Below are 22505 nucleotides of genomic sequence, written 5' to 3' on the forward strand. Positions count from 1 at the left end.
GGTGTCAGAGGCGCGTCAGGATAGCGAAGCCTCGGGCAGAAAGGCGAGCGCCTTGAGCTTCTCGATGCGGTCGCGCAGGCGCGCGGCCTCCTCGAACTCCAGATCGCGCGCCTTCTGGAACATCTCCTGTTCCAGGCGTTCAATCTCGCGGGCGGCATTCTCCGGCGCATCCACGTAATCGGCGGCCTCCTCGGCCACCTTCCTGTCCGCATCCTTGCGCCCGCCGGACTTGCGCCGGGTGCCGGGCGCGGCCTGACCCGCCTCCAGGATATCGGCGACGCTCTTGCGGATGCCCTCGGGGGTGATCCCGTGAGCCTCGTTGTGCTCGATCTGCCGGGCACGGCGGCGCTCGGTCTCGTCGATCGCGCGGCGCATCGAGCCGGTGATGGTGTCCGCGTACAGGATCGCCTTGCCGCGAACGTTGCGCGCCGCGCGGCCGATGGTCTGGATCAGCGAGCGGTCGGAACGCAGGAAGCCCTCCTTGTCGGCGTCGAAGATCGCCACCAGCGAGACCTCGGGCATGTCCAGGCCCTCGCGCAGCAGGTTGATCCCCACCAGCACGTCGAATTCGCCCAGACGCAGGTCGCGGATGATCTCCATACGCTCGACCGTATCGATATCCGAGTGCAGGTAGCGCACGCGCACGCCGTGTTCCGACAGGTAGTCGGTCAGGTCCTCGGCCATGCGCTTGGTCAGCGTGGTGATCAGGGTCCGTTCGTCGCGCTCCACCCGGTCGCGGATTTCGGACAGGCAGTCGTCCACCTGGGAAGCCACCGGGCGTACCTCCAGTTCCGGATCCAGCAGCCCGGTGGGCCGCACCACCTGGTCGATGATGGCGCCGGCGTGTTCGCGCTCGTACGGCCCCGGCGTGGCCGAGACGTGGATGGTCTGCGGCATCAGCTGTTCGAATTCCTCGAAGCGCAGCGGGCGGTTGTCCAGCGCCGACGGCAGGCGGAAGCCGTACTCCACCAGGGTCTCCTTGCGCGAACGGTCGCCCTTGAACATCCCGCCCACCTGCGGCACCGACACGTGGGACTCGTCGATCACCAGCAACGCATCCTCCGGCAGGTAGTCGAAAAACGTCGGCGGCGGTTCGCCCGGCGCACGTCCGGAAAGATAGCGCGAGTAGTTCTCGATGCCGTTGCAGTAGCCGATCTCCAGGATCATCTCCAGATCGAACTGGGTGCGCTGCTCCAGCCGCTGCGCCTCCACCAGGCGGTTCTCCTGGCGCAGGAAGTCCAGCCGTTCCTTCAGCTCGTCGCGGATCTGGTCCACCGCCTCCAGCAGGGTCTCGCGCGGGGTCACGTAGTGGGTCTTGGGATAGATCGTCAGGCGCGGCACCGTGTTCAGCACCTCGCCGGTCAGCGGGTCGAAGTACGACAGCCGCTCGATCTCGTCGTCGAACAGCTCGACCCGCACCGCCTCGCGCTCGGATTCCGCCGGATGGATGTCGATCACCTCGCCGCGCACGCGGTAGGTCGCGCGGCGCAGCTCGGTATCGTTGCGGGTGTACTGCAGCTCCGCCAGGCGGCGCAGCAGATCGCGCTGGTCGATGCGCTCGCCCCGCTTGAGGTGCAGCACCATCGACAGATACTTGCGCGGGTCGCCCAGACCGTAGATCGCCGAGACCGAGGCGACGATGATCGCATCGCGCCGTTCCAGCAGCGCGCGCGTGGCCGACAGGCGCATCTGCTCGATGTGGTCGTTGATCGACGCGTCCTTCTCGATATACGTATCCGAAGACGGGACGTAGGCCTCCGGCTGGTAGTAGTCGTAGTAGGAGACGAAGTACTCCACCGCGTTGTCGGGGAAGAACTCCTTGAACTCGCCGTAGAGCTGCGCGGCCAGGGTCTTGTTGGGCGCCAGCACGATGGTCGGGCGCTGCAGGTTCTCCACCACGTTGGCGATGGTGAAGGTCTTGCCCGACCCGGTCACCCCCAGCAGCACCTGATGCGCCAGGCCGTCCTCGATGCCCCGAGTGAGCTCGCGGATCGCCTGCGGCTGGTCACCCGCCGGCTGGTACTGCGACACCACCCGGAATGCCCGGTCTTCATGTTCCGCCAAACGCTTATCCTCCGCGTCCGATTTCAGTATCATTTCGGGCCGCGATGCGGCCGGCCCGCCCGACCGCGCGACCCCATCCACATCGAGGCAGTCCCTTGGAAATCCAGCTATCCGACCGCGTGCAGAGCATCCAGCCCTCCCCCACCCTGGCCGTGACGGCGCTGGCCGCCCGACTGCGGGCCGAAGGCCGCGACATCGTGGGTCTGGGGGCCGGCGAACCGGACTTCGATACGCCCGAGCATATCAAGCAGGCGGCGATCGATGCCCTTGCCCGTGGCGATACCAAGTACACTGCCGTGGACGGCACGGCGGGCCTCAAGGACGCCATCATCCGCAAGTTTGAGCGCGACAACGACCTCACGTTCACTCCCGGCCAGATCCTGGTCTCCTCCGGCGGCAAGCAGAGCATCTTCAACCTCTGCCAGGCCCTGCTCAACCCCGGCGACGAGGTGATCGTCCCGGCGCCCTACTGGGTCTCCTACCCGGACATCGCCCTGCTGGCCGGCGCCCGCCCCGTCATCGTGAGCGCCTCGCAGGAACAGGGCTTCAAGTTGCGCCCCGGTGCACTCGAGGAGGCCATCAGCGAACGCACCCGCCTGATCTTCCTCAACAGCCCCTCCAACCCCACCGGCGCGGCCTACTCGCGCGGTGAACTGGAGGCCCTCGCCGAGGTCCTGCGGCGTCACCCGCAGATCGTCATCGCCACCGACGACATGTACGAACACATCCGCTTCGACGAGACCGAGTTCGTCAACATCGTCAACGCCGCACCGGATCTTGCCGAACGCAGCGTCGTGCTCAACGGCGTGTCCAAGGCCTACGCGATGACCGGCTGGCGCATCGGCTACGCCGGCGGCCCGGCCGAGCTGATCGGCGCGATGAAGAAGATCCAGTCGCAGAGTACCTCCAACCCCACCTCCATCGCTCAGGCGGCCGCCGAGGCCGCCCTCAACGGCGACCAGACCTGCGTGCGCCAGATGTGCTCAGCGTTCGGCCAGCGCGCCCGGCACGTGGTGGAAGGCCTCAACGCCATCGACGGCATCGAATGCCGCATGCCCGACGGGACCTTCTACTGCTTCCCGCGCGTCACCGACTTGATGCAGCGCGCCGGCATCGACAGCGACGTGACCCTCGGCGAACGCCTCCTCGACGAGGCCGGTGTTGCCCTCGTTCCCGGCAGCGCGTTCGGGGCCCCGGGGCACCTGCGCGTGTCCTTCGCCACCAGTCTCGAGATGCTCGACAAGGCACTGGAACGCCTGCGCGAGTTCGCCGCCCGCAGCGCTTGACGGACCCCGGGTCGGGCTATACGATACGCGGCTAATTCCCCGGTAGCTCAGTCGGTAGAGCGGGTGACTGTTAATCACTAGGTCGGCGGTTCGAGCCCGTCCCGGGGAGCCAGGATTTCTTGAGGGCCTGCATGCGTGCAGGCCCTTTTTTGTGGGCGGAAAGCACCTGTTCAAAGTTGCGATTCACACGGTTGCGGCCAGGCGCATCGGGAGCTCGCCGAAGTGTCGTGGACGCCCGGGCTGTGGAGCAGTAACCGGCCGACCGGACCTGTTCGCCTGCAAGGCGTCCACCCCTTCCCGCTGGCACGATCCGGCCCGGGTGGGGGAAACTGGCGGGCACTGGCGACTGTGGTGCGGGGATGGAACATGAACGGATCCGGCGGCGGGCTGCGGGGAAACCGTGCGGGGGTGGCCCGTGCGCGCTGGTCGGGCCGGGTGCTGCGCCTGACAGGCTACGCCGGGATCTGGTGGATCCTGACCGAAGGCGACCCGGGCGCCTGGTGGTGGGGCCTGCCGGCGATCCTGGCGGCGGCGTGGTTCAATCCCTTCGCGCCGGGATGGACGAGTGGCTGGCGGATCCGCGGAATCATCGCCTTCGTGCCAGTGTTTCTGTTCTTTTCGCTTCGCAGCGCGCTGGATGTGGCCTGGCGCGCGGTGCATCCCCGTTGCCCGCTGGAACCGGCCCTGCTGGATTATCCCTGGGCACTGCCGGAGGGGACCCCGCGCCTGCTGTTCGGCAATCTTGTGAATCTGATGCCCGGGACACTGTGCGTGCGCATCTCGGAACAGGCGATTACGCTGCATGTGCTGGCCCGTCCCGGCCGTACCCAGGACACCCTGGAGCGTCTGGAGGGGCATGTGATGAACATGTTTCAGCCGGAAGCGCCCAATGACTGATCTGTTCCCGCTCCTGATGATCCTTTTGATGCTCAACATCGTGGTGGGGCTGATGCGGGTGCTGCGCGGGCCGACGGCCGCCGACCGCATGCTGGCCGCGGAAATGTTCGCAACCTCGGCCATCGCCATCGCGCTGCTGCTGGCGGTGCTGACGCAGCGCGAGGCGCTGGTGGACCTGGCACTGGTGTTTGCACTGCTGTCGGCGCTGGCGGTGGTCACCTTCGTGAACCGTGCCTGGTCCGGCCGCGTCCGGTCCAGCGACGGGGAGGACCGGCCGTGAGCCTGACGGGCGTGATCGGGGGCATCCTGACGGTGGGCGGCGTGCTCTTCCTGCTGCTGGGCACACTGGGACTGCTGCGTTTCCCGGATGTGTATACCCGTCTGCACGCCCAGCCCAAGGCCGACAACATCGGGCTGGGCATGATCTGCCTGGGGCTGGGGGTGTATTCGGGCAGTCTGTCGCTGACCCTGAAACTGCTGCTGGTGTGGCTGCTGATGCTGGTCGCCACGGCGGTGGGGGCGGGTCTGATCGCGCGCGCCGCCCTGCGCCGCGGCATTCGGCCTTGGGGTCTGTGAATGGGCGCCCCGGGGCTGGCATTCGACGGGATTCTGGGCGCGGCCCTGCTGTGGACCGCCTGGCAGGCGATCCACGCGGCGGGGCTGTTCCGCGCGGTGGTCAGTTTCATGGTGTTCGGGTTGCTGATGGCGCTGGCCTGGGTGCGCCTGGAGGCCCCGGACATCGCTCTGGCCGAGGCGGCGATCGGCGCCGGGATCACCGGTGCGCTGCTGCTGTCCGCGCTGGGGCGGCTGGACTGGGAGGCGGGGCGCGCGACGGATGAGTGTCTGCGCGGACGCGACCGGGCGTTCTGGGTGCCGACGGGCCTGTTGCTGCTGGCCGGTCTGGGCGGGGCGGCGTGGCTGCTCCCGGCCCCGGGGCTGGGCGAACCGGTGGCCGCGGAACTCGGGCGCTCCGGGGTGGAAAACCCGGTCACCGCCGTACTGCTTAACTTCCGCGCCTGGGACACGCTGCTGGAGATCGCGATCCTGCTGCTGGGCGTGGTCGCGCTGTGGTCGCTGGGCCCCACACCCTGGCCCTCCTCGCCCGAACTGGTGTCGCCCGCCCTGCCGATGCTCGGGCGCGTGCTGTTCCCGGCATTCGTGCTGGTCTCGGCCTATCTGCTGTGGCGCGGCAGCCACGCGCCGGGAGGCGCCTTCCCGGCGGGCGCGGTCATGGGCGCGGGCGGGGTGCTGATGCTGATGGCCGGCGCCCGGCCCTGGCTGTCAGGGGACGTACACGGCCCGTGGCGCTGGGCACTCGCGCTGGGGATGGTCGCGATGCTGGGGGTGGCCTTCGCGGTGATGACCGGGGGACACGGTTTCTTCGAGTATCCGGTCGAGCTGGCCGGGCGGCTGATCCTGCTGCTGGAACTGGCTGCGGGGCTGTCGATCGCACTGCTGCTGTTCGCGCTGTATCTGGGCGGTGAACCTCCGGCCGACTGGGAAACCCGGAGGCCGGCATGACCCTGTACCTGTTGCTGGCCGTCGCACTGCTGATCATCGGCCTGCACGGGCTGTTCGTCTGTGCGCAGCTGATGCGCAAGATCCTCGCGCTGAATGTCCTGACCACTGCGGTCTTCCTGCTGCTGGTCGTGCTGGCGCAGGCCGCCGAGGTACTGGATCCCGTGCCTCACGCCATGGTGCTGACGGGCATCGTGGTGACGGTGTCCACCACCGCGGTGGCCCTGGGCCTGATGGTCCGTCTGCTGGAACGCCGTGGCGGGCCGGTGAGCGGCCGGGACCGGGACTCGCGTAACTCGTGAATATCACACTGGCCACGGCCTTGGTGGCGGGACTGCCACTGACGGCGGCGGCCGTCGCCTTCGCGCATCCGCGAGTGGGCCGCATGGCAGCACTGGGAACCGGGTTGCTGCTGTTGCCGGTTTTGGCAGTGCTGGTCCTGGAAGCCCTGCGTACCGGGCCCTGGCGCCATAACCTGGGGGGCTGGACCGCGCCGCTGGGGATCGGCTGGCAGGTCGATGCCCTCGCCCTCACCCTGCTCGCACTGACCACGCTGGTGGCGCTGGCCGCGGCGGTCTATCGCGTGGCGGAAGGACGCCTGACCCGAGACAGCCGCTACCGAAGGTATTTCTGGCCGCTGTGGCTGTTCCTGTGGGGCGGGCTGAATGCGCTGTTCCTGTCCGCCGATCTGTTCAATCTCTACGTGATCCTGGAGATGGTGTCCCTGGCAGCCGTGGCGCTGATCGCCGCCGCCGGCGGGCCGGCGCTGGCCGCGGCATGGCGCTACTTCCTCGCAACGCTGCTGGGATCCACTCTCTATCTGCTGGGGGTGGCCCTGCTCTACGGCCAGTACGGCGCGCTGGATGTCTCCCTGCTATCCGGCCGCGCCGAGGAGGAACTGGTCACGCTGGCGGCCGCAGTGATGATCACCCTGGGGCTGCTGCTGAAGGGGGCGATCTTCCCGCTGCATTTCTGGCTGCCCCCGGCCCATGGCCGGGCCCATGCGGCGGTCAGCGCGGTGCTCTCGGCGGTGGTGGTGACCGCGGCGTTCTACCTGCTGCTGCGCCTGTGGTTCGGCCCGTTTGCCGGGATGCTTCCGGGGCTGCCGGCACAGCTGCTGGGCCTGCTGGGGGCGGCGGCCGTGCTCTGGGGCGGCGTGCTGGCCCTGCTGCAGCGCCATCTGAAGATGGTGATCGCGTATTCGACCGTCTCGCAGCTGGGATTCGCCCTGCTGGTGTTTCCGCTGGCCGCCGCCGACGCCCTGCCCGATCAGGCCCACGCGGGCATGCTGATGCTGCTGCTGGCCCATGGCCTGGCCAAGGGCAGCCTGTTCCTGGCGGCGGGCTGCCTGGCGTGGCAATGGGGCAGCGACCATCTGCGCCGCATCGGCCCGCCGATGGCCGGCGGCAGCCTGCCGGCCTGGATCGCGATCGCGCTGGCGGCGGCCAGTCTGGTGGGTCTGCCGCCAAGCGGGGGCTTCGTCGCCAAGTGGTGGCTGCTGGAATCCGCGCTGGCCGCGCGCGCCTGGCCCTGGGCGGCAGTGATCGTGCTCGGGACGTTCATCACCGCCGGATACCTGTGGCGCATCCTGCGGGATCCATTGCGGGCGACAAGTGTTGACTCGGCCGTGGTGCCCGCGCAGGGGCCACCGCTACCCATTCCGCTCGCCATGCCCTGGGCCGCACTGCTGCTGGCGCTGGCGGCGATCGCGAGCGGCCTGTTCGCCACGGCGCTGCGCTCGGCCTTTGCGGCCGGGGGGCTGGCCGGATGAACGCCACGCAGCTCGCACTGCTGCTGGCCGTGCTGGCGCCATGGCTGGCCCTGACCGCGCTCGCGCTCCCCGCCCTGCGTCGCCGGGCCACCCTCCTGCTGCCGCTGGCGGCCCTGCCGGCGCTCTTGCTGGCCCTCGCAGGCCCCGACCCCGATGCCGGGATCGTGCTGCCGGGGCTGCTGGATCAGACCCGTCTGGCGCTGGATGGCACCGCCCGTGCCTTTCTGTTGCCCGGCGCGCTGTTGTGGCTGCTTGCCGGGGCGTACGCCCATCGACACCTGCTGGCACACGCGTTGCGGTTTGCCGTGTTCTGGCTGCTGACCCTGGCCGGCTACCTGCTGCTGGTGCTGGCGGCGGATCTGCTGACCTTCTATGCCGGCTTCGCGCTGATGACCTTCGCGGCCTACGGTCTGGTCACCCACACCGGATCCGCGACCGCCCTGAGCGCCGGACGGCTCTACCTCGGCCTGATGCTGATCGGCGAGGTCGCGCTGTTCACTGCCGTGGCCTGGACCACCATGCTGGCCGGTCCGGGCCATTCGCCGGACCTCGCCGGGCTGGGTGCGGACATGGAACCGGCCGCCGCCCTCCTGTTCGCGATCGGGTTCGGCCTGAAGCTCGGCGCACCGGGGCTGCATGCCTGGCTGCCCCGGGCCCACGCGGTGGCGCCGGTGCCGGCCAGCGCGGTACTGAGCGGGGTGATGATCAAGGTCGGCGCCCTGGGGGGCTGGCGGCTGCTGGAGGGTGGTCTTGAAGTGCCGGGGCACGGCGCCCTGATCCTGACCGCGCTGGGCCTCACTGGCACCTTCTATGCCGTGGCCGCAGGGTTGCGTCAGCCCGAACCCAAGACCATCCTCGCCTGGTCCAGCGTCAGTCAGATGGGCCTGATGGTCGCCCTGCTCGGGATGGCCGCAGCCGGGACGTCGGCGGGAGCGCCGCCGGCTGCGGTCTGGGCGGGTCTGGCGGTGATGCTGGCCCATCACGGTCTGGCCAAGGGTGCATTGTTCCTCGGAACCGGGCTGCTGGCCACGACCGCGGATCGCTTCACCCGGAGGACTTTGCTGATGGGTCTGGCGCTTGCCGGGGCCGCGCTCGCGGCCGCCCCGCTCTCGGGCGGCGCCCTGACCAAGGCCGCCCTTACGAGCGGAATCCCCGGCTGGCTGGCGGGGCTGACCGGCACCGCTACCGCCCTGCTGATGCTGCATTTCCTGCAGCGCGCGGCCAGCCGCCCAACAGAGCCAATGACCGGGCAAAACGGGGACACCGGCGGCACCCGGGGCATGAGTCTCTGGTGGCTGACCCTCACCCCGGGTCTGCTGCTGCCCTGGTGGCTGGCGGATACCTCCCTGCGCGAATCCGCCCTGACCGCATCGGCCATCGGGGACGGCCTCTGGCCGCTAGTGCTGGCCGGGGTGCTGGCGGGCGGGGCATGGTGGCTGCGATCCCGGTGGCCAGGGGTCGGCGTGGCCCCGGCGCGGCAATCCCACCCCACCCGAGGCGCGCCGCGCCCCCTGCCCGGTATGGCCCGGCTGGCCCACTGGTGGGCACTGACCGAACGCCAGCTGCATCGCTGGCCGGTAATCGGGCGCACGGCTACCACGATGATCCTGCTGCTGGCACTCGCGCTGGTCTTTTCGGCCACCACGTAGCCGGTGCGGCCGTATGCCCCGCGTGCCCCCGTCAGGCAGAATGTGGCGAGAGCGAGGCGAAGAAGGCAGGCGCATGAACGAGCAACCGCTGCGTGAGGCCGTGATCGAGACGGCGCTGGAAACCAACCGGCGCGGGCTCAATCAGGGGACCTCGGGCAATGTCAGCGTTCGCTGCGGCGAGGGCCTGCTGATCACGCCCTCCGGTATGGCCTACGAGGATCTGGCGCCAGACGATCTGGTGTACATGGATGCTGACGGTCGCTGGCCGGCACACCAGAAGCCTTCCAGCGAATGGCATTTCCACCGCGCGATCCTGCGCGAACGCGATGACATCCATGCCGTGATACATGTGCATTCGGTTTACGCTAGCGTAGTGGCGATCCAGCGGCACGACATCCCGCCGCTGCATTACATGATCGCGGCGGCCGGCGGGGACTCGATCCGCTGTGCCCCCTATGCCACCTTCGGCACCGAGGCGCTGTCACACAACGCACTGGCGGCGCTGGACGGGCGCTATGCCTGCTTGCTGGCAAACCACGGGATGATCGCCACCGGGCCGGATCTGGCGCGGGCGTTGTGGCTCACCGAGGAGGTGGAACTGCTGGCCCGGCAGTACGTACTGAGCCTCTCGCTGGGCGGCCCCACCCTGCTGGACGCCGAGGAAATGCAGCGAGTCCTCGAAGCGTTTCGCCATTACGGTCCGCGCAGCGGGGCGGCCAGGACCGCCTCCGGGCAGCGACCGGACGCCCCTTGAATTTGTTTTTACCCCTGCGAGGAGAGATTTCATCATGGCCAGCGGCACCCGTTTCTCGGTGGGCGAGGTCGTCCACCACGTCAAGTTCGACTACCGCGGCGTCATCGTGGACGTCGATCCGGTCTATAACGGCTCGGACGAATGGTACGAGACCGTCGCCAAGAGCCGGCCACCCAAGGACCAGCCCTGGTACCACGTACTGGTGGACGGATACAGCCACAGCACCTACGTGGCCGAGCGCCATCTGGAGAGCGACACCTCGGGCGAACAGATTGAACACCCGGAGCTGGGCAAGTTCTTCGACCGCTTCATGAACGGGCGGTACAGTCGCGAGAACCAGACCCGGACACACTGAGGACACCATGAGCCAGGACAATCGCCGCTCGCGCGCGGTCACCGAAGGTCCGCGCCGCACACCCAATCGAGCCATGCTGCGCGCCGTCGGGTTCGGCGACGACGACTTCCAGCGTCCGATCGTCGGGATCGCCAACGCGCACAGCACGATCACCCCCTGCAACATGGGCATTGGCCCGCTTGCCGAACGCGCTGAACAGGCGGTGCGTCAGGGCGGCGGCATGCCCCAGACCTTCGGCACTATCACGATCTCCGACGGCATCTCCATGGGCACGCCGGGGATGAAATACTCGCTGGTCTCGCGCGAGGTGATCGCCGACGCGATCGAAACGGTGGTCAACGGCCAGAGCATGGACGGCGTGCTGGCCACCGGAGGCTGCGACAAGAACATGCCCGGGGCGATGATCGCCCTCGCCCGCCTTAACGTGCCGGCGATCTTCGTCTATGGCGGCACGATCAAGCCCGGCCACTACAAGGGCCAGGAACTGACCATCGTCAGTGCCTTCGAGGCCGTGGGTCAGCACGGCGCCGGTCGACTGTCCGACGAGGATCTGCGCGGGGTGGAACGCAACGCCTGTCCCGGTGCCGGTTCCTGCGGCGGCATGTACACGGCCAACACCATGTCCTCGGCGTTCGAGGCACTCGGAATGAGCCTGCCGGGATCTTCGACCCAGGCCGCCGAGGACACCGAAAAGGCTGACTCCGCGGCGCGCTCCGGCGAGGTCCTTCTGGACGCGATCCATGCCGATCGCAAGCCACGCGACATCCTCACGCGACCGGCCTTCGAGAACGCCCTCGCGGTGGTCATGGCCCTGGGTGGTTCCACCAACGCGGTGCTGCACCTGCTGGCGATTGCGCATGCGGCCGAGGTGCCCCTGGATCTGGACGACGTGGAACGGATTCGCCGCCGGACCCCCGTCCTGTGCGATCTCAAGCCCTCCGGTCGTTACGTGACCACCGCCTTCCACCAGGCCGGCGGCACCCCGCTCGTGATGCGCCTGCTGCTGGATGCCGGCCTCCTGCACGGGGACTGCCTGACGATCACCGGCGAAACCCTGGCTGAAACCCTCCGCGATGCGCCCGCCGCCCCGCCGGCGGAAGCCGCCGAAATGGTCCGCACCCCGGGCAACCCGATTTATCCCCAGGGCCACCTGGCAATCCTCAAGGGCAGCCTTGCCCCCGAGGGGAGCGTGGCCAAGGTGACCGGCCTCAAGCGGCGCAGCATTCGCGGGCCCGCCCGGGTCTTCGACTCCGAGGAGGACTGCCTGGACGCGATTCTCGCGGGCTCGATCCGTGAAGGGGACGTGATCGTCATTCGTCACGAAGGTCCGCGCGGCGGGCCCGGGATGCGCGAGATGCTGGCCCCGACCGCGGCATTGATCGGTGCCGGTCTGGGTGATGCGGTGGGCCTCGTCACGGACGGACGGTTCTCCGGCGGCACCTACGGGATGGTCGTGGGTCATGTCGCGCCCGAGGCGGCTGCGGGTGGCCCGATTGCCCTGGTGGAGGAAGGTGACTCGATCGTGATCGATGCCGACCATAACCAGCTGGATCTCGACATTGCCCCCGGGGAACTGGAACGTCGGCGGGCAGCGTGGCATGCCCCGGAGCCGCCGGTGGCCCGCGGGGTGCTCGGCAAATACGCGCGCACGGTGGGCTCGGCCAGCCGCGGTGCCGTCACCGACGACTTCTGAATCGGTCCGGCATACCCTCCACATGACACACCCCGATCCGCGTTCGCCGCGCTTCAGCATGATGCCCCCGGTGATCGGCTTTCTGCTGGTCACCAACGTCCTGCTGTTCCTGGCACTGCCCGCGCTGGGCAACTGGCTGATGGCGCATTTCGCGCTGTGGCCGATCGGCACCCCTTCCACCATGATCCAGGACGGCTCCATGGTGCGGGTACCTGATTTCCAGCTGTGGCAGCTGGTGACCTACGGTTTCCTGCACGGTGGCCCGCTCCACCTGTTCGTGAACATGTTCGTGGTGTGGATGCTGGGGGTGCAGGTCGAGAACGCGTGGGGGTCGCGGATGTTCGCGACCTACTTCCTGATCTGCGTGATCGGCGCCGGGCTGGTGCAGCTGGTGGTCACCGCAGGCGGCAACGGGGATGCGATCTACCCCACGGTGGGGGCCTCAGGCGGGGTCTTCGGGGTCCTGCTGGCGTTCGGGATGATGTTCCCCAACCAGCGCCTGTTCCTGATCTTCCTGCCGATCCCGATCAAGGCCAAGTATTTCGTGATCGGCTACGGCATCCTGGAGCTGTATCTGGGGGTGTCCGGGACCATGTCGGGGATCGCCCATTTCGCCCACCTGGGCGGCATGGTGGTGGGTCTATTGATGATTCAGTACTGGCGCGGGCGCTTGCCGATCCGCCCCCGCCACCGCAGGCTGTGGTGGTAACCGCCGGGCCTGGACGCGTCAGGCATCCTTCCGCGTGCGCAGGTATTCGCGGAAATCGTCTTTCAGTTCGGGGTGGTTGAGAGCAAACTCCACCGTCGCCTCGAGATAGCCCAGCTTGCTGCCGCAATCGAAGCGCCGCCCGGAGAACTCCCAGGCCGTGACCCGCTCTTCCTGCCGCAGGCGGTCGATCGCATCGGTCAGCTGGATCTCCCCGCCCGCCCCCGGCTCCTGCTCTTCCAGCAACTCGAAGATCCGCGGCGTCAGGACATAGCGCCCGACCACCGCCACGTTCGACGGGGCCGTCGCCGGATCCGGCTTCTCCACGATGCCCTTCACGTCCCAGCTGCGTGGCCCGGTACGGTCCGGGTCGATGATCCCGTACTGATGCGTACGCTCCTCGGGGACCTCTTCCACGCCCAGCACACTGCACTGGTGCTGGTCGAACTGCGCCACCATCTGCGCGGTGGCACCGCCGTCCACGGCCTCGATCAGGTCATCGGCGAGGATCACCGCGAACGGCTCGTCGCGCACCACCGGACGCGCGCAGGCGACGGCGTGCCCCAGGCCCAGGGCTTCGGCCTGACGAACATAGACGCAGGTGACGCGGGGAGGCACGATATTGCGGATCTGCTCCAGCAGCTCGGTCTTGCCCCGTTCCTCGAGTTCGCTTTCGAGCTCGTAGGCCTTGTCGAAATGGTCCGGGATGGAGCGCTTGTTGCGGCCGGTCACGAACACCAGGGTATCGACCCCCGCCGCCACCGCCTCTTCGGCCGCATACTGGATCAGCGGCTTGTCCACTACCGGCAGCATCTCTTTCGGGTTGGCCTTGGTCGCCGGCAGGAAACGGGTCCCCATGCCGGCCACCGGAAATACTGCGGTACGAATGCGCTTCTTGTTGTCGCTCATGTGTCCTCCGGGCCTTGAGGCGGTCCGCACCGATCGCGGACCGCCCCGGCCTCCCTCCCTATTCCAGTTCGATCCGATTCAGATTCATCTCCACCGTGCGTTCGCCGATGCCCGAGACCTCGGTGAGCGCCTGCACGGACGCAAACTCACCGTGTTCCTCGCGATGCTCCACGATCGCCCGGGCCGTCACTTCACCGATGTTGGTCAGGGCCATCAGCTCCTCCGCAGCCGCCGAGTTGATGTTGACCATCGTCGTTTGTTCGGCCGCGGCCGGCAGGGCCAGGGTCAGGCCCAGCGCCGCTGCGGGCAGCAGCACACGGGTGGGACGCAGCATGGATGCAATACGGATCATGGTGAACCTCCTTGTCATTTCAATGGTGACGGACGTAATCCCTACGCCCACCCCGGATCCTAGCCCGATCCCTCCGACGGGGAAACCCCCTCCATCCTCGCGACAATGGTGCGCATCGCCTGCGTCGGGTCGGCAGCCCGCGTGATCGGGCGACCCACCACGATCGCGCTGGCCCCCGCCCGGAGGGCCCGCTCCGGTGTCATCACCCGTTTCTGATCATCCCCTCCGTCGGTCTCCAGGCGAATGCCCGGCGTCACGAGTCGAGGCTGCGGCCCCAGTTCGCCACGCAGCATCTCCGCCTCGCGCGCCGAACAGACCAGCCCGTCCAGCCCCGCCTGCTGCACCGCAAGACGCCCCAGGCGCCGCACCTGACCATCCGGGGAATCCTGCACCCCGGTCTCCTCCAGCGTGTTCTGGTCACTGGAGGTCAGCACGGTGACGGCCAGCAGTGCGGTGCGTTCGTTCGTCTCGCGCACGGCATCATGCGCGGCGCGCATCATCGCCAGCCCCCCGCTGGCATGCAGATTCACCAGCCACACGTCCATGCGTGCGGCCGCGCGGCAGGCAGCGGCCACGGTGTTGGGGATGTCGTGGAACTTGAGATCCAGGAAAACGCGGAACCCCAGTGCATGCAGGCGTTCGACCAGACCCGGACCCGCCACCACGAACAGCTCGAATCCCACCTTGACCGCGCATTGCGCCGGATCCAGTTCGCGCGCAAAGGCCAGCGCGGCATCGCCGGAATCGAAGTCCAGGGCCACGATCAGACGTGGCTCCGGGGCCTGACGGGTATCGTCGATGGGGCGTTGCATTCAGGCGTTCTCCTCGCGAATGAGGGCCGATTCGGCATCCTCTGTGGTCTGATCGATGTCGAAATCCAGCCCGCGCAGGGTATCCCAGCGGCGGCAGCTTGGGCACTGCCAGACATGCCCGCGCCCCTGATAGCCGCAGTTGGTGCACTGATAGAGATGCTGGCCGCGCAGCTGATCCGACAGGGCCTTCTCGAAGGCGGTGAACTCGCTGACGTAGCTTTGCACTGCGGGCAGGACCTTCATCCAGCGCACCGCCTCCAGAAGGCCGGAGGTGGGTACCGGTCGCTGCGCCAGGATCGCCCCGAGTTCGTTCAGCGCCCGGTCCATGCGCCCGGTACGCCGGTACAGCCGCATCAGGGCGATGCGCGCCATGGTCACGGCATGATCTTCGGCCAGGCGGGACAGTATCCGTTCAAGCTGCTCCAGCCGATGATCGCCAGGCAATTGCTGATGCAGCCGTTCCAGCCGTGGCACCAGCAGAGGCGCCAGCCGCGGGGTGCGGGCGACGGCGTCGGCCCCGTAATCGATGGCCTCACGGATACGACCTTCGTGCGCGGCGACCTCGGATTTCAGAAGCAGGGCGCGCGACAGTCCCGGGACCAGGGCCTCGGCCTGCGCCGCACGATCCGACGCCTCGGCGACATCATCGCGCTCCAGTGCTTCGGTGGCGAGTTCGCAGTGATAGTGCGCGACCCGCAGCGGTTCCTGCGGCGAGCCTTCGGCTCGCAGACGATTGCCAACCTCGATCGCCTTTTCCCATTCCCGCTGCGTCTCGTAGACGTGGCGCAGGCCTTCCAGCGCGATCGGGGCCTGGCTGGACGAGCCCATCAGCTCGCGGAAGACACCCTCGGCACGGTCCAGAACGCCCGCCTGGAGGAAGTCCTGTCCCAGCTCGCACAGCGCCTGGGCCCGTTGCCCGTCGGTCAGAGCCGGGCGCGCGACCAGATTCTGGTGGATGCGGATCGCCCGTTCCACCTCGCCCCGCCGCCGGAACAGGCGCCCGAGTATCACGTGGGTCTCGAAGGTCTCGTGATCGACCTCCACCATCTCGATAAAGGTCTGCAGGGCGTCGTCGGTACGATCGTCCAGCAGATAGCGCACCCCCTGGAGATAACGATCCAGGGCCGGCTCACGGGTCTCTTCTTCTTCGGGGATGCCGCGTCGCGCGGCCCACCACCCACTGGCAGCAGCGACCGGCAACAGCAGCCAGAACCAGTCCTCAATCATTCCGGTTCAGTAGAAGTCCCGCATGGGTGCGGTCCGCATCTGTTCGACCTCGACGCGCAGCGAACGATTCTCTTCGCGCAACCGATCAATCTTTTGCTGAAGCCGCCGCAGGCGCAGCATGAAGATCAGTGCCGCCAGGAGCACGCCCATCAGGGCGCTGATACCCAGCAGCACAATCAGGGGGGCCTCGATCGTGAGGCCAGGAAGATGAAGGGTGGCGGCGCCCTCGTTGAACACCACCAGGATCCCGACCATGGAAGACACCACGATCAGGATCGTGAATGCGACCCAGTGCCGCAGCCGGGACTTTCCGCGCTCGGCCATATGGTCGCCTCCGCCTCAGGATTCCCGCTCTGCGCCGTCGTTGACGCGTTCCCGCAGTTCCTTGCCGGGCTTGAAGTGGGGGACGTACTTGCCGGGCAGGGCCACGCCCTCACCGGTCTTCGGATTGCGCCCCATGCGCGGCGGACGAAAATGCAGCGCAAAACTGCCGAAACCCCGTATCTCCACCCGTTCCCCGCTCGCCAGAGCCTGGCTCATCCGCTCCAGCAGCGCCTTGACGCTCAGTTCCACGTCACGCGGCGGCAGGTGCGGCGACTTGCGGGCAAGACTTTCGATCAATTCCGATTTGGTCATCTGGCACTCGCGGACAGGGGGTGAAAAGACAAAAAAAGGCCCGCACCCGCAGCGAATCCGCGGATGCGGGCGATGGAACGGGGCTTAGTCGTTCTTGCCCATCTGTTCCTTCAGCAGATCGCCCAACGAAGTGGTGGCACCGCCACCCTGCCCGTACTCGGACACGGCTTCGGCCTCCTCGGCGCGGTCCTTGGCCTTGATCGACAGGCTGATCGCGCGGGTCTTCTTGTCCACGCCCATGAACTTGGCCTCGACCTCGTCGCCCACGTTGAGCACGGTGCGCGCGTCTTCCACGCGATCCTGCGAGATGTCGGCGGCCCGCAGAATGCCGTCGATGCCGTCGGCCAGCTCGATCACCGCGGCCTTGGCGTCGACCTCCTTGACCGTGCCCTTCACGATGCTGCCCTTGCTGTGCTCGGCCACGAAGTTGGCGAACGGGTCGCGGTCCAGCTGCTTCAGGCCCAGGGAGATGCGCTCGCGCTCCGGATCCACGGACAGGACCACGGCCTCGACCTCGTCACCCTTCTTGAAGTTGCGGATGGCCTCTTCGCCCGACTCGCTCCAGGACAGATCCGACAGGTGGATCAGGCCGTCGATGCCGCCTTCCAGGCCCACGAACACGCCGAAATCGGTGATCGACTTGATCTGGCCACGGACCTTCTCGCCACGGTTGTGGTTGGCGGCGAAGTCGTCCCACGGGTTGGACTGGCACTGCTTCATGCCCAGCGAGATGCGGCGGCGCTCTTCGTCCAAGTCCAGGATCATCACCTCGACCTCGTCGCCGATGGCCACGACCTTGCCCGGGTTCACGTTCTTGTTGGTCCAGTCCATTTCGGAGACGTGCACCAGACCTTCCACGCCGTCTTCGATCTCGACGAAGCAGCCGTAGTCGGTGATGTTGGTGACCTTGCCGAAGATGCGGGTGCCGGTCGGGTAACGGCGGGTGATGTTCTCCCACGGATCCTCGCCCAGCTGCTTCAGGCCCAGCGAGACACGCATGCGCTCGCGGTCGAACTTGAGCACCTTGACTTCGACTTCCTGGCCGATTTCAACGACATCGGACGGATGCTTGACGCGCTTCCAGGCCATGTCGGTGATGTGCAGCAGGCCGTCGATGCCGCCCAGATCCAGGAACGCACCGTAGTCGGTCAGGTTCTTGACGATACCCTTCACGACCGCGCCTTCCTGCAGGTTCTTCAGCAGTTCTTCGCGCTCGGCGCTGTATTCCTGCTCGACCACGGCGCGGCGCGAGACAACGACGTTGTTGCGGCGGCGATCCAGCTTGATCAGCTTGAATTCCAGTTCCTTGCCTTCCAGATACGCGGTATCGCGCACCGGACGGACATCCACGAGTGAACCTGGCAGGAACGCACGGATGTCGCCCAGTTCGACGGTGTAGCCGCCCTTGACCTTGCCGGAAATCTTGCCGGTGACGTATTCCTCGTCTTCCATCGCCCGTTCGAGGCGATCCCAGGCCTTGGCACGCTTGGCCTTCTCGCGAGACATGCGGGTCTCGCCGAAGCCGTCTTCCGGGGTTTCCAGGGCAACTTCCACGACATCGCCGACGGCGACCTCCAGTTCCCCTTCGTCGTTCATGAACTGCTCGGTGGGGATGACCCCCTCGGACTTCAGGCCCGCGTTCACCACGACGACTTCCGGGTTCACCTCAATGACGGTGGCACTGAGGATGGCACCCGGCTGCATCTGGGTGTAGGCCATGCTCTCTTCGAGCAGTTGCGCGAAACTTTCACTCATGGATTTAAAAACCTGTTAAATTAAATGCGGTTACAGAAAGTTCCTGAAACCGGTTTCAAGTGTTTTCGATCCCGCTGCCCGGGGTTTCGTCGGCAGGGGGGCGGTCTTCCGGGAGTACGTCCCGGAGGCGCTCCAGGATGAGATCGACCACGGTGACGATGTCCAGATCCGTCGTATCCAGGACCCAGGCATCCTCGGCCGGCTTGAGCGGCGCCACACTGCGTTCGCGGTCGCGGCGGTCGCGTTCTTCCATCTCTTCCCGAAGGTCGTCAAGGTTAGCACTAAGTCCTTGTTCCAGCAACTGCAGTTGACGCCGGCGCGCGCGCTCCGCGGCGCTGGCGTCGAGGAAGATCTTGAGGTCCGCGTCGGGAAACACCACGGTACCCATGTCGCGGCCGTCGGCGACCAGCCCCGGCGGTACCGCGAAATCGCGCTGGCGCTGCAGCAGCGCGTTGCGCACCGCCGGTATCGCGGCGGCGCGCGAGGCATCGTTGCCCGCCTGTTCGGTGCGCAGGGCCTCGTTTACCACTTCGCCATCCAGCAGCGTGGTGACGCGGGTCGCGTCGCGATCCACCTCGAAGCGTACGTCCAGGGCCTCGGCCAGGGCCGGCACGGCCGCGGCGTCATCGGGTTCCACGCCCTGCTTACGGGCGGCCAGACCGACCAGGCGATACAGCGCGCCGCTGTCCAGCAGGTGCCAGCCCATGGCCGCGGCGATCCGCATGCAGACCGTGCCCTTGCCGGCACCGCCCGGCCCGTCGATCGTCAGTACCGGGGTCATCGGGCCTCCAGCTGCAGTCCGTTCTGCCGTGCGAGGTCGGCGAAATCGGGGAACGAGGTCGCTACGTTACGGCAGTCGTGAATGGTGACGGGTGCATCGGCGCGCAGCCCCGCCATGGCGAAGGCCATCGCGATGCGATGATCCCCGTGACTCTGGATCTCGCCGCCATGGAAGCCGTCGCCTCCCTGGATGCGGATCCCGTCGGGGCGTACCTCGCATTCGACGCCCAGCGCCTGGAGGCCGTCGGCCATCACCTGGATGCGGTCGCTCTCCTTGACCCGCAGCTCCTCGGCCCCGGTCAGAACGGTCTCGCCGTGGGCGCAGGCGGCCGCGATGAAGATCGCCGGAAACTCGTCGATCGCCAGCGGCACCAGATCCTCCGGGATCTCGATGCCGCGCAGTTCGTGCGAAAGCACCTCGACATCGGCCACCGGCTCGCCACTGACCTCGCGCAGGTCCAGCAGACGGATATCCGCGCCCATGCGGCGCAGGATCTCGATCACGCCGGTCCGGGTCGGATTGACCCCCACATGCCGCAGGACCACGTGGGAACCCGGGGCGATGGACGCGCCCACCATGAAGAAGGCCGCCGACGAGATGTCCGCCGGGACGTCCACGCGCCCGCCGTTCAGCTGTCCGCCGCCCGCCACGCAGGCCGTGGCCCCGTCGCGCTCCACCTGCAGGCCGAAGCCCTCCAGCATGCGCTCGGTGTGGTCGCGCGTGGGTGCAGGTTCGGTCACGCAGGTCTGTCCCTCGGCCCACAGGCCGGCCAGCAGCAGTGCGGACTTGACCTGGGCGGAGGCCACCTCCAGCGCGTATTGCGTGCCCTGCAGCGGCTGCCCGCCGCGCACCCGCAGGGGCGGGGTGCCACCCTCGGCGGTGTCGATCCGCGCACCCATGCGCGCGAGCGGCTCGGTCACCCGGCGCATCGGCCGGCGGGACAGCGACGCATCGCCGGTCAGTTCGCTGTCGAATGCCTGGCCCGCGAGCACCCCGCACAGCAGGCGCATCGCGGTACCCGAGTTGCCCATGTCCAGCGGGCCCTCCGGGGCGCGCAGCCCGTGCATGCCGACGCCCTCGATGACCACCTCGCCGGGGCCTTCGCGACGAATGGGAACCCCCATCGCGCGGAACGCCTCCAGGGTCGCCAGGCAGTCCTCGCCTTCGAGAAAGCCGGTCACGTGGGTCGTGCCCTCGGCCAGCGCCCCCAGCATGATCGCCCGATGCGAGATCGACTTGTCGCCGGCCACGCGCAGGGTCCCGCTGAGGACGCCACCGGGTTGAACGGTCAGGGTATCCATGGGTTCAGGTATCCAGTTGAGCTCTGGCGGGATCACAGAAACGATCCCTCGTGGTCTTGGCATGGGTGAATTCGCGTTCCAGGGCCTGTGCATCGCCCTGTTCGATCGCCCGGCGCAGGGCCTCCAGATCGGTCTGATAGCGCTCGATCACCTCCAGGATCGCCGGGCCGTTGGCGAGACAAATGTCGCGCCAGACCACCGGGTCGCTGGACGCGATACGGGTGAAGTCACGAAAGCCGCCGGCGGCATAATGAAAGATCTCGTCGCGGTCGCTCATCTTCGACAGCGAGGCCACCAGCGAGAATGCCAGCACATGCGGCAGATGGCTGGTCGCGGCCAGCACGTGATCGTGGTGCGCCGGCGTCATGAACTCCACGCGCGCGCCGGTGGCCTGCCACATCTCCGTAACCCGGTTGGTGGCCATCACGCTGGTGGCATCCGCTGGCGTCAGGATCACCAGCCGTTCGCGAAACAGCGAGGGAAAGGCCGCCGCCACCCCGCTCTGCTCGGTGCCGGCAATCGGGTGGCCGGGCACGAACTGCCGCGGCACCTCGCCGATGCCCCGCGTCAGCGCGTCCAGCACCGCCTGCTTGCTGCTTCCCACATCGGTCAGCGGCGCATCCTCCGGCCAGACATCGGCGAGCGACGCGGCCAGACCCTCCATCGCCCCCAGCGGCACGGCCAGCACCCCCATGTCCGCGCCGCAGGCGGCCTCGGCCGGATCGGTGGTCCATTCGTCGATCACGCCCAGCTGCTCGGCCTCGCGCAGGTTGTCGGCGTTGCGCGAGCAGCCGACGATGCGCCCGACCACCCCGGCCTCGCGCAGGGCCAGGGCCAGCGACCCGCCGATCAGGCCCACCCCGAAGATGACCAGCCGGTCAATCACGCCAGCGCCTCGCGCAGGGCCGCCAGGAAGCGGTCGTTGTCCTCCGTGGTGGAAACCGTCACCCGCAGGTGGCGCGGCAGGCCATAGTTCTCCACCGGGCGGGCGATCACGCCCTGGCGTTGCAGCCGGTCATGCACCGCATGGACGTCCGTTCCGGTATCGAAGGTGACGAAATTGCCGACCGACGGGATCACCCGCAGGCCCATGGCTCTCAGCTCCCGGTCCAGCTGCACCAGACCCTCGCGGTTGACCGCCACCGAGCGCCGGATATGCGCCTCGTCCTGCAAGGCCGCCAGACCGGCCGCCTGGGCTACGGCATTCGTGTTGAACGGCTGGCGCACGCGGTTGAGCATGTCGGCCACCGGCGCCGAACTCACCGCATAGCCCAGACGCAGCCCGGCCAGCCCCTGGATCTTGGAAAAGGTCCGGGTCACGACGACGTTGGGGTAGCGTTCCAGCCAGTGCGTGGCATCCGGATAGCCGTCTTCTTCCACGTACTCGGCGTAGGCCTCGTCGATCACCACCAGGGTCTGCGGCGGCATCGCCGCGACGAAGGCCTCCAGTGCCTGTGCATCCACCCAGGTGCCGGTCGGATTGTTGGGGTTCGCCACGAACACCACCGCGGTGTCGTCATCCACCCGGGCGCGCATCGCGTCCAGGTCATGGCCGAACGGCTGGCGGGCATCATCCGCTGCCAGGGCCGGCACCACGCGCGCCTCGGCCCCGGTGGCCTGCGTCACCAGCGGATAAACCGCGAAGGCATGGGCCGAAAATACCGAGGCCCGCCCCGGCGCCAGCCAGGTCCGCGCGATTAGCTCCAGCACCTCGTTGGAGCCATTGCCCAGGGTGATCTGTGCCGGATCCACGCCGTGTCGGGCGGCCAGGGCCGCCTTCAGCTCGAACCCGTTGCCGTCGGGATAAACATGGGCCTCGCCCAGCATGTTCCGTGCGGCCTCCACCGCACGCGGCGAAGGCCCCAGCGGGTTCTCGTTGGACGCGAGCTTGGTCGCCTCGCGGATGCCCAGCTCGCGCTCCAGTTCGGCCACCGGCTTGCCCGGCTGATAGGGCTGCAGCCCCTGCACGCCGGATACGGCCCGGTCCGCCGGACCCGCAGCGCTGGCCGGAGTTACGGAAGGATTGGTTGCCATGGATG

Annotated in this window: 24 protein-coding genes and 1 tRNA gene; 13 read left to right on the forward strand and 12 right to left on the reverse strand. The window is 67.9% G+C overall.

The window, feature by feature from the left end; all coding sequences use genetic code 11:
* Positions 1-15: 15 nt before the first annotated feature.
* Positions 16-2097, reverse strand: coding sequence for an excinuclease ABC subunit UvrB (gene uvrB, locus D571_RS0104600; RefSeq protein ID WP_018935499.1), 2082 nt, complete (start codon positions 2095-2097; stop codon positions 16-18).
* Between the two features lie 62 nt (positions 2098-2159).
* Here uvrB and D571_RS0104605 point away from each other — a divergent pair, with 62 nt between their 5' ends.
* The 13 genes from D571_RS0104605 to D571_RS0104665 all read left to right on the forward strand — a co-directional run bounded on the left by D571_RS0104605 (position 2160) and on the right by D571_RS0104665 (position 12696).
* Positions 2160-3350 carry a pyridoxal phosphate-dependent aminotransferase gene (locus tag D571_RS0104605; RefSeq protein WP_018935500.1) on the forward strand — a complete coding sequence of 397 codons (1191 nt, stop codon included), beginning with the start codon at positions 2160-2162 and terminating at the stop codon, positions 3348-3350.
* A gap of 36 nt (positions 3351-3386) precedes the next feature.
* Positions 3387-3462: transfer RNA gene (locus D571_RS0104610), tRNA-Asn, on the forward strand.
* Positions 3463-3716: 254 nt separating this feature from the next.
* Entirely contained in the window at positions 3717-4247 is a 531-nt protein-coding gene (locus D571_RS0104615) for a Na+/H+ antiporter subunit E (RefSeq protein WP_018935501.1), read from the forward strand.
* Positions 4240-4527: a monovalent cation/H+ antiporter complex subunit F gene (locus D571_RS0104620; protein ID WP_018935502.1), complete on the forward strand. Its 288-nt coding sequence runs from the start codon at positions 4240-4242 to the stop codon at positions 4525-4527. The genes D571_RS0104615 and D571_RS0104620 overlap by 8 nt, the downstream gene beginning before the upstream one ends.
* Positions 4524-4823 carry a monovalent cation/H(+) antiporter subunit G gene (gene mnhG / locus D571_RS0104625; protein ID WP_018935503.1) on the forward strand — a complete coding sequence of 100 codons (300 nt, stop codon included), beginning with the start codon at positions 4524-4526 and terminating at the stop codon, positions 4821-4823. The genes D571_RS0104620 and mnhG overlap by 4 nt, the downstream gene beginning before the upstream one ends.
* Positions 4824-5768, forward strand: a complete 945-nt coding sequence (locus D571_RS0104630; RefSeq protein WP_018935504.1) for a hydrogenase subunit MbhD domain-containing protein — start codon at positions 4824-4826, stop codon at positions 5766-5768.
* A complete protein-coding gene (locus D571_RS0104635; RefSeq protein WP_018935505.1) occupies positions 5765-6067 on the forward strand; it encodes an NADH-quinone oxidoreductase subunit K in 303 nt (100 codons plus the stop codon). Before D571_RS0104630 ends, D571_RS0104635 begins: the two co-directional genes overlap by 4 nt.
* On the forward strand, positions 6064-7536 hold the full coding sequence (locus D571_RS0104640; RefSeq protein ID WP_018935506.1) for a complex I subunit 5 family protein: 1473 nt from the start codon (positions 6064-6066) through the stop codon (positions 7534-7536). The genes D571_RS0104635 and D571_RS0104640 overlap by 4 nt, the downstream gene beginning before the upstream one ends.
* Positions 7533-9185: a proton-conducting transporter membrane subunit gene (locus tag D571_RS0104645; RefSeq protein WP_018935507.1), complete on the forward strand. Its 1653-nt coding sequence runs from the start codon at positions 7533-7535 to the stop codon at positions 9183-9185. Before D571_RS0104640 ends, D571_RS0104645 begins: the two co-directional genes overlap by 4 nt.
* 73 nt (positions 9186-9258) lie before the next feature.
* The gene (locus D571_RS0104650; RefSeq protein WP_018935508.1) at positions 9259-9939 is read left to right on the forward strand and encodes a class II aldolase/adducin family protein; all 681 of its coding nucleotides are present in this window, start codon (positions 9259-9261) and stop codon (positions 9937-9939) included.
* 34 nt (positions 9940-9973) lie between these two features.
* Complete coding sequence (gene hspQ / locus D571_RS0104655; RefSeq protein WP_018935509.1) at positions 9974-10294, forward strand: heat shock protein HspQ; 321 nt, start codon at positions 9974-9976, stop codon at positions 10292-10294.
* Positions 10295-10301: 7 nt separating this feature from the next.
* Entirely contained in the window at positions 10302-11987 is a 1686-nt protein-coding gene (gene ilvD, locus D571_RS0104660; protein ID WP_018935510.1) for a dihydroxy-acid dehydratase, read from the forward strand.
* A gap of 22 nt (positions 11988-12009) precedes the next feature.
* Positions 12010-12696, forward strand: a complete 687-nt coding sequence (locus D571_RS0104665; protein ID WP_018935511.1) for a rhomboid family intramembrane serine protease — start codon at positions 12010-12012, stop codon at positions 12694-12696.
* 18 nt (positions 12697-12714) lie between these two features.
* Here D571_RS0104665 and galU read toward each other — a convergent pair whose 3' ends face one another.
* The 11 genes from galU to hisC form a co-directional block, all read right to left on the reverse strand.
* Positions 12715-13602: a UTP--glucose-1-phosphate uridylyltransferase GalU gene (galU, locus tag D571_RS0104670; RefSeq protein WP_018935512.1), complete on the reverse strand. Its 888-nt coding sequence runs from the start codon at positions 13600-13602 to the stop codon at positions 12715-12717.
* 58 nt (positions 13603-13660) lie between these two features.
* A complete protein-coding gene (locus D571_RS0104675) occupies positions 13661-13936 on the reverse strand; it encodes a ComEA family DNA-binding protein (RefSeq protein WP_051076158.1) in 276 nt (91 codons plus the stop codon).
* A 77-nt stretch (positions 13937-14013) separates the two neighbouring features.
* Positions 14014-14766, reverse strand: a complete 753-nt coding sequence (gene pyrF, locus D571_RS0104680; protein ID WP_018935514.1) for an orotidine-5'-phosphate decarboxylase — start codon at positions 14764-14766, stop codon at positions 14014-14016.
* The gene (locus D571_RS0104685) at positions 14767-15993 is read right to left on the reverse strand and encodes a tetratricopeptide repeat protein (protein WP_018935515.1); all 1227 of its coding nucleotides are present in this window, start codon (positions 15991-15993) and stop codon (positions 14767-14769) included.
* A 6-nt stretch (positions 15994-15999) separates the two neighbouring features.
* The gene (locus tag D571_RS0104690) at positions 16000-16317 is read right to left on the reverse strand and encodes a lipopolysaccharide assembly LapA domain-containing protein (RefSeq protein WP_018935516.1); all 318 of its coding nucleotides are present in this window, start codon (positions 16315-16317) and stop codon (positions 16000-16002) included.
* Between the two features lie 15 nt (positions 16318-16332).
* Entirely contained in the window at positions 16333-16629 is a 297-nt protein-coding gene (locus D571_RS0104695; RefSeq protein ID WP_018935517.1) for an integration host factor subunit beta, read from the reverse strand.
* An 84-nt stretch (positions 16630-16713) separates the two neighbouring features.
* A complete protein-coding gene (rpsA, locus tag D571_RS0104700) occupies positions 16714-18384 on the reverse strand; it encodes a 30S ribosomal protein S1 (RefSeq protein WP_018935518.1) in 1671 nt (556 codons plus the stop codon).
* A 55-nt stretch (positions 18385-18439) separates the two neighbouring features.
* Positions 18440-19165 carry a (d)CMP kinase gene (gene cmk, locus D571_RS0104705; protein WP_018935519.1) on the reverse strand — a complete coding sequence of 242 codons (726 nt, stop codon included), beginning with the start codon at positions 19163-19165 and terminating at the stop codon, positions 18440-18442.
* A complete protein-coding gene (gene aroA, locus D571_RS0104710) occupies positions 19162-20466 on the reverse strand; it encodes a 3-phosphoshikimate 1-carboxyvinyltransferase (protein WP_018935520.1) in 1305 nt (434 codons plus the stop codon). Before aroA ends, cmk begins: the two co-directional genes overlap by 4 nt.
* A 4-nt stretch (positions 20467-20470) precedes the next feature.
* Positions 20471-21352 carry a prephenate dehydrogenase/arogenate dehydrogenase family protein gene (locus D571_RS0104715; RefSeq protein WP_018935521.1) on the reverse strand — a complete coding sequence of 294 codons (882 nt, stop codon included), beginning with the start codon at positions 21350-21352 and terminating at the stop codon, positions 20471-20473.
* Entirely contained in the window at positions 21349-22500 is a 1152-nt protein-coding gene (gene hisC, locus D571_RS0104720; protein WP_018935522.1) for a histidinol-phosphate transaminase, read from the reverse strand. The genes D571_RS0104715 and hisC overlap by 4 nt, the downstream gene beginning before the upstream one ends.
* Positions 22501-22505 lie beyond the last annotated feature (5 nt).

The sequence above is a fragment of the Thioalkalivibrio sp. ALJ24 genome (genome assembly GCF_000377785.1).
Taxonomy (GTDB): Bacteria; Pseudomonadota; Gammaproteobacteria; order Ectothiorhodospirales; family Ectothiorhodospiraceae; genus Thioalkalivibrio.

Bases quoted from the DNA above. Each gene is read 5' to 3' on its own strand.
- uvrB (WP_018935499.1), bottom strand. From the start codon at position 2,097: ATGATACTGAAATCGGACGCGGAGGATAAGCGTTTGGCGGAACATGAA.
- D571_RS0104615 (WP_018935501.1), top strand. From the start codon at position 3,717: ATGAACGGATCCGGCGGCGGGCTGCGGGGAAACCGTGCGGGGGTGGCC.
- D571_RS0104620 (WP_018935502.1), top strand. From the start codon at position 4,240: ATGACTGATCTGTTCCCGCTCCTGATGATCCTTTTGATGCTCAACATC.
- D571_RS0104630 (WP_018935504.1), top strand. From the start codon at position 4,824: ATGGGCGCCCCGGGGCTGGCATTCGACGGGATTCTGGGCGCGGCCCTG.
- D571_RS0104635 (WP_018935505.1), top strand. From the start codon at position 5,765: ATGACCCTGTACCTGTTGCTGGCCGTCGCACTGCTGATCATCGGCCTG.
- D571_RS0104645 (WP_018935507.1), top strand. From the start codon at position 7,533: ATGAACGCCACGCAGCTCGCACTGCTGCTGGCCGTGCTGGCGCCATGG.
- D571_RS0104650 (WP_018935508.1), top strand. From the start codon at position 9,259: ATGAACGAGCAACCGCTGCGTGAGGCCGTGATCGAGACGGCGCTGGAA.
- hspQ (WP_018935509.1), top strand. From the start codon at position 9,974: ATGGCCAGCGGCACCCGTTTCTCGGTGGGCGAGGTCGTCCACCACGTC.
- ilvD (WP_018935510.1), top strand. From the start codon at position 10,302: ATGAGCCAGGACAATCGCCGCTCGCGCGCGGTCACCGAAGGTCCGCGC.
- D571_RS0104665 (WP_018935511.1), top strand. From the start codon at position 12,010: ATGACACACCCCGATCCGCGTTCGCCGCGCTTCAGCATGATGCCCCCG.
- galU (WP_018935512.1), bottom strand. From the start codon at position 13,602: ATGAGCGACAACAAGAAGCGCATTCGTACCGCAGTATTTCCGGTGGCC.
- D571_RS0104675 (WP_051076158.1), bottom strand. From the start codon at position 13,936: ATGCTGCGTCCCACCCGTGTGCTGCTGCCCGCAGCGGCGCTGGGCCTG.
- pyrF (WP_018935514.1), bottom strand. From the start codon at position 14,766: ATGCAACGCCCCATCGACGATACCCGTCAGGCCCCGGAGCCACGTCTG.
- D571_RS0104685 (WP_018935515.1), bottom strand. From the start codon at position 15,993: ATGATTGAGGACTGGTTCTGGCTGCTGTTGCCGGTCGCTGCTGCCAGT.
- D571_RS0104690 (WP_018935516.1), bottom strand. From the start codon at position 16,317: ATGGCCGAGCGCGGAAAGTCCCGGCTGCGGCACTGGGTCGCATTCACG.
- D571_RS0104695 (WP_018935517.1), bottom strand. From the start codon at position 16,629: ATGACCAAATCGGAATTGATCGAAAGTCTTGCCCGCAAGTCGCCGCAC.
- rpsA (WP_018935518.1), bottom strand. From the start codon at position 18,384: ATGAGTGAAAGTTTCGCGCAACTGCTCGAAGAGAGCATGGCCTACACC.
- cmk (WP_018935519.1), bottom strand. From the start codon at position 19,165: ATGACCCCGGTACTGACGATCGACGGGCCGGGCGGTGCCGGCAAGGGC.
- aroA (WP_018935520.1), bottom strand. From the start codon at position 20,466: ATGGATACCCTGACCGTTCAACCCGGTGGCGTCCTCAGCGGGACCCTG.
- hisC (WP_018935522.1), bottom strand. From the start codon at position 22,500: ATGGCAACCAATCCTTCCGTAACTCCGGCCAGCGCTGCGGGTCCGGCG.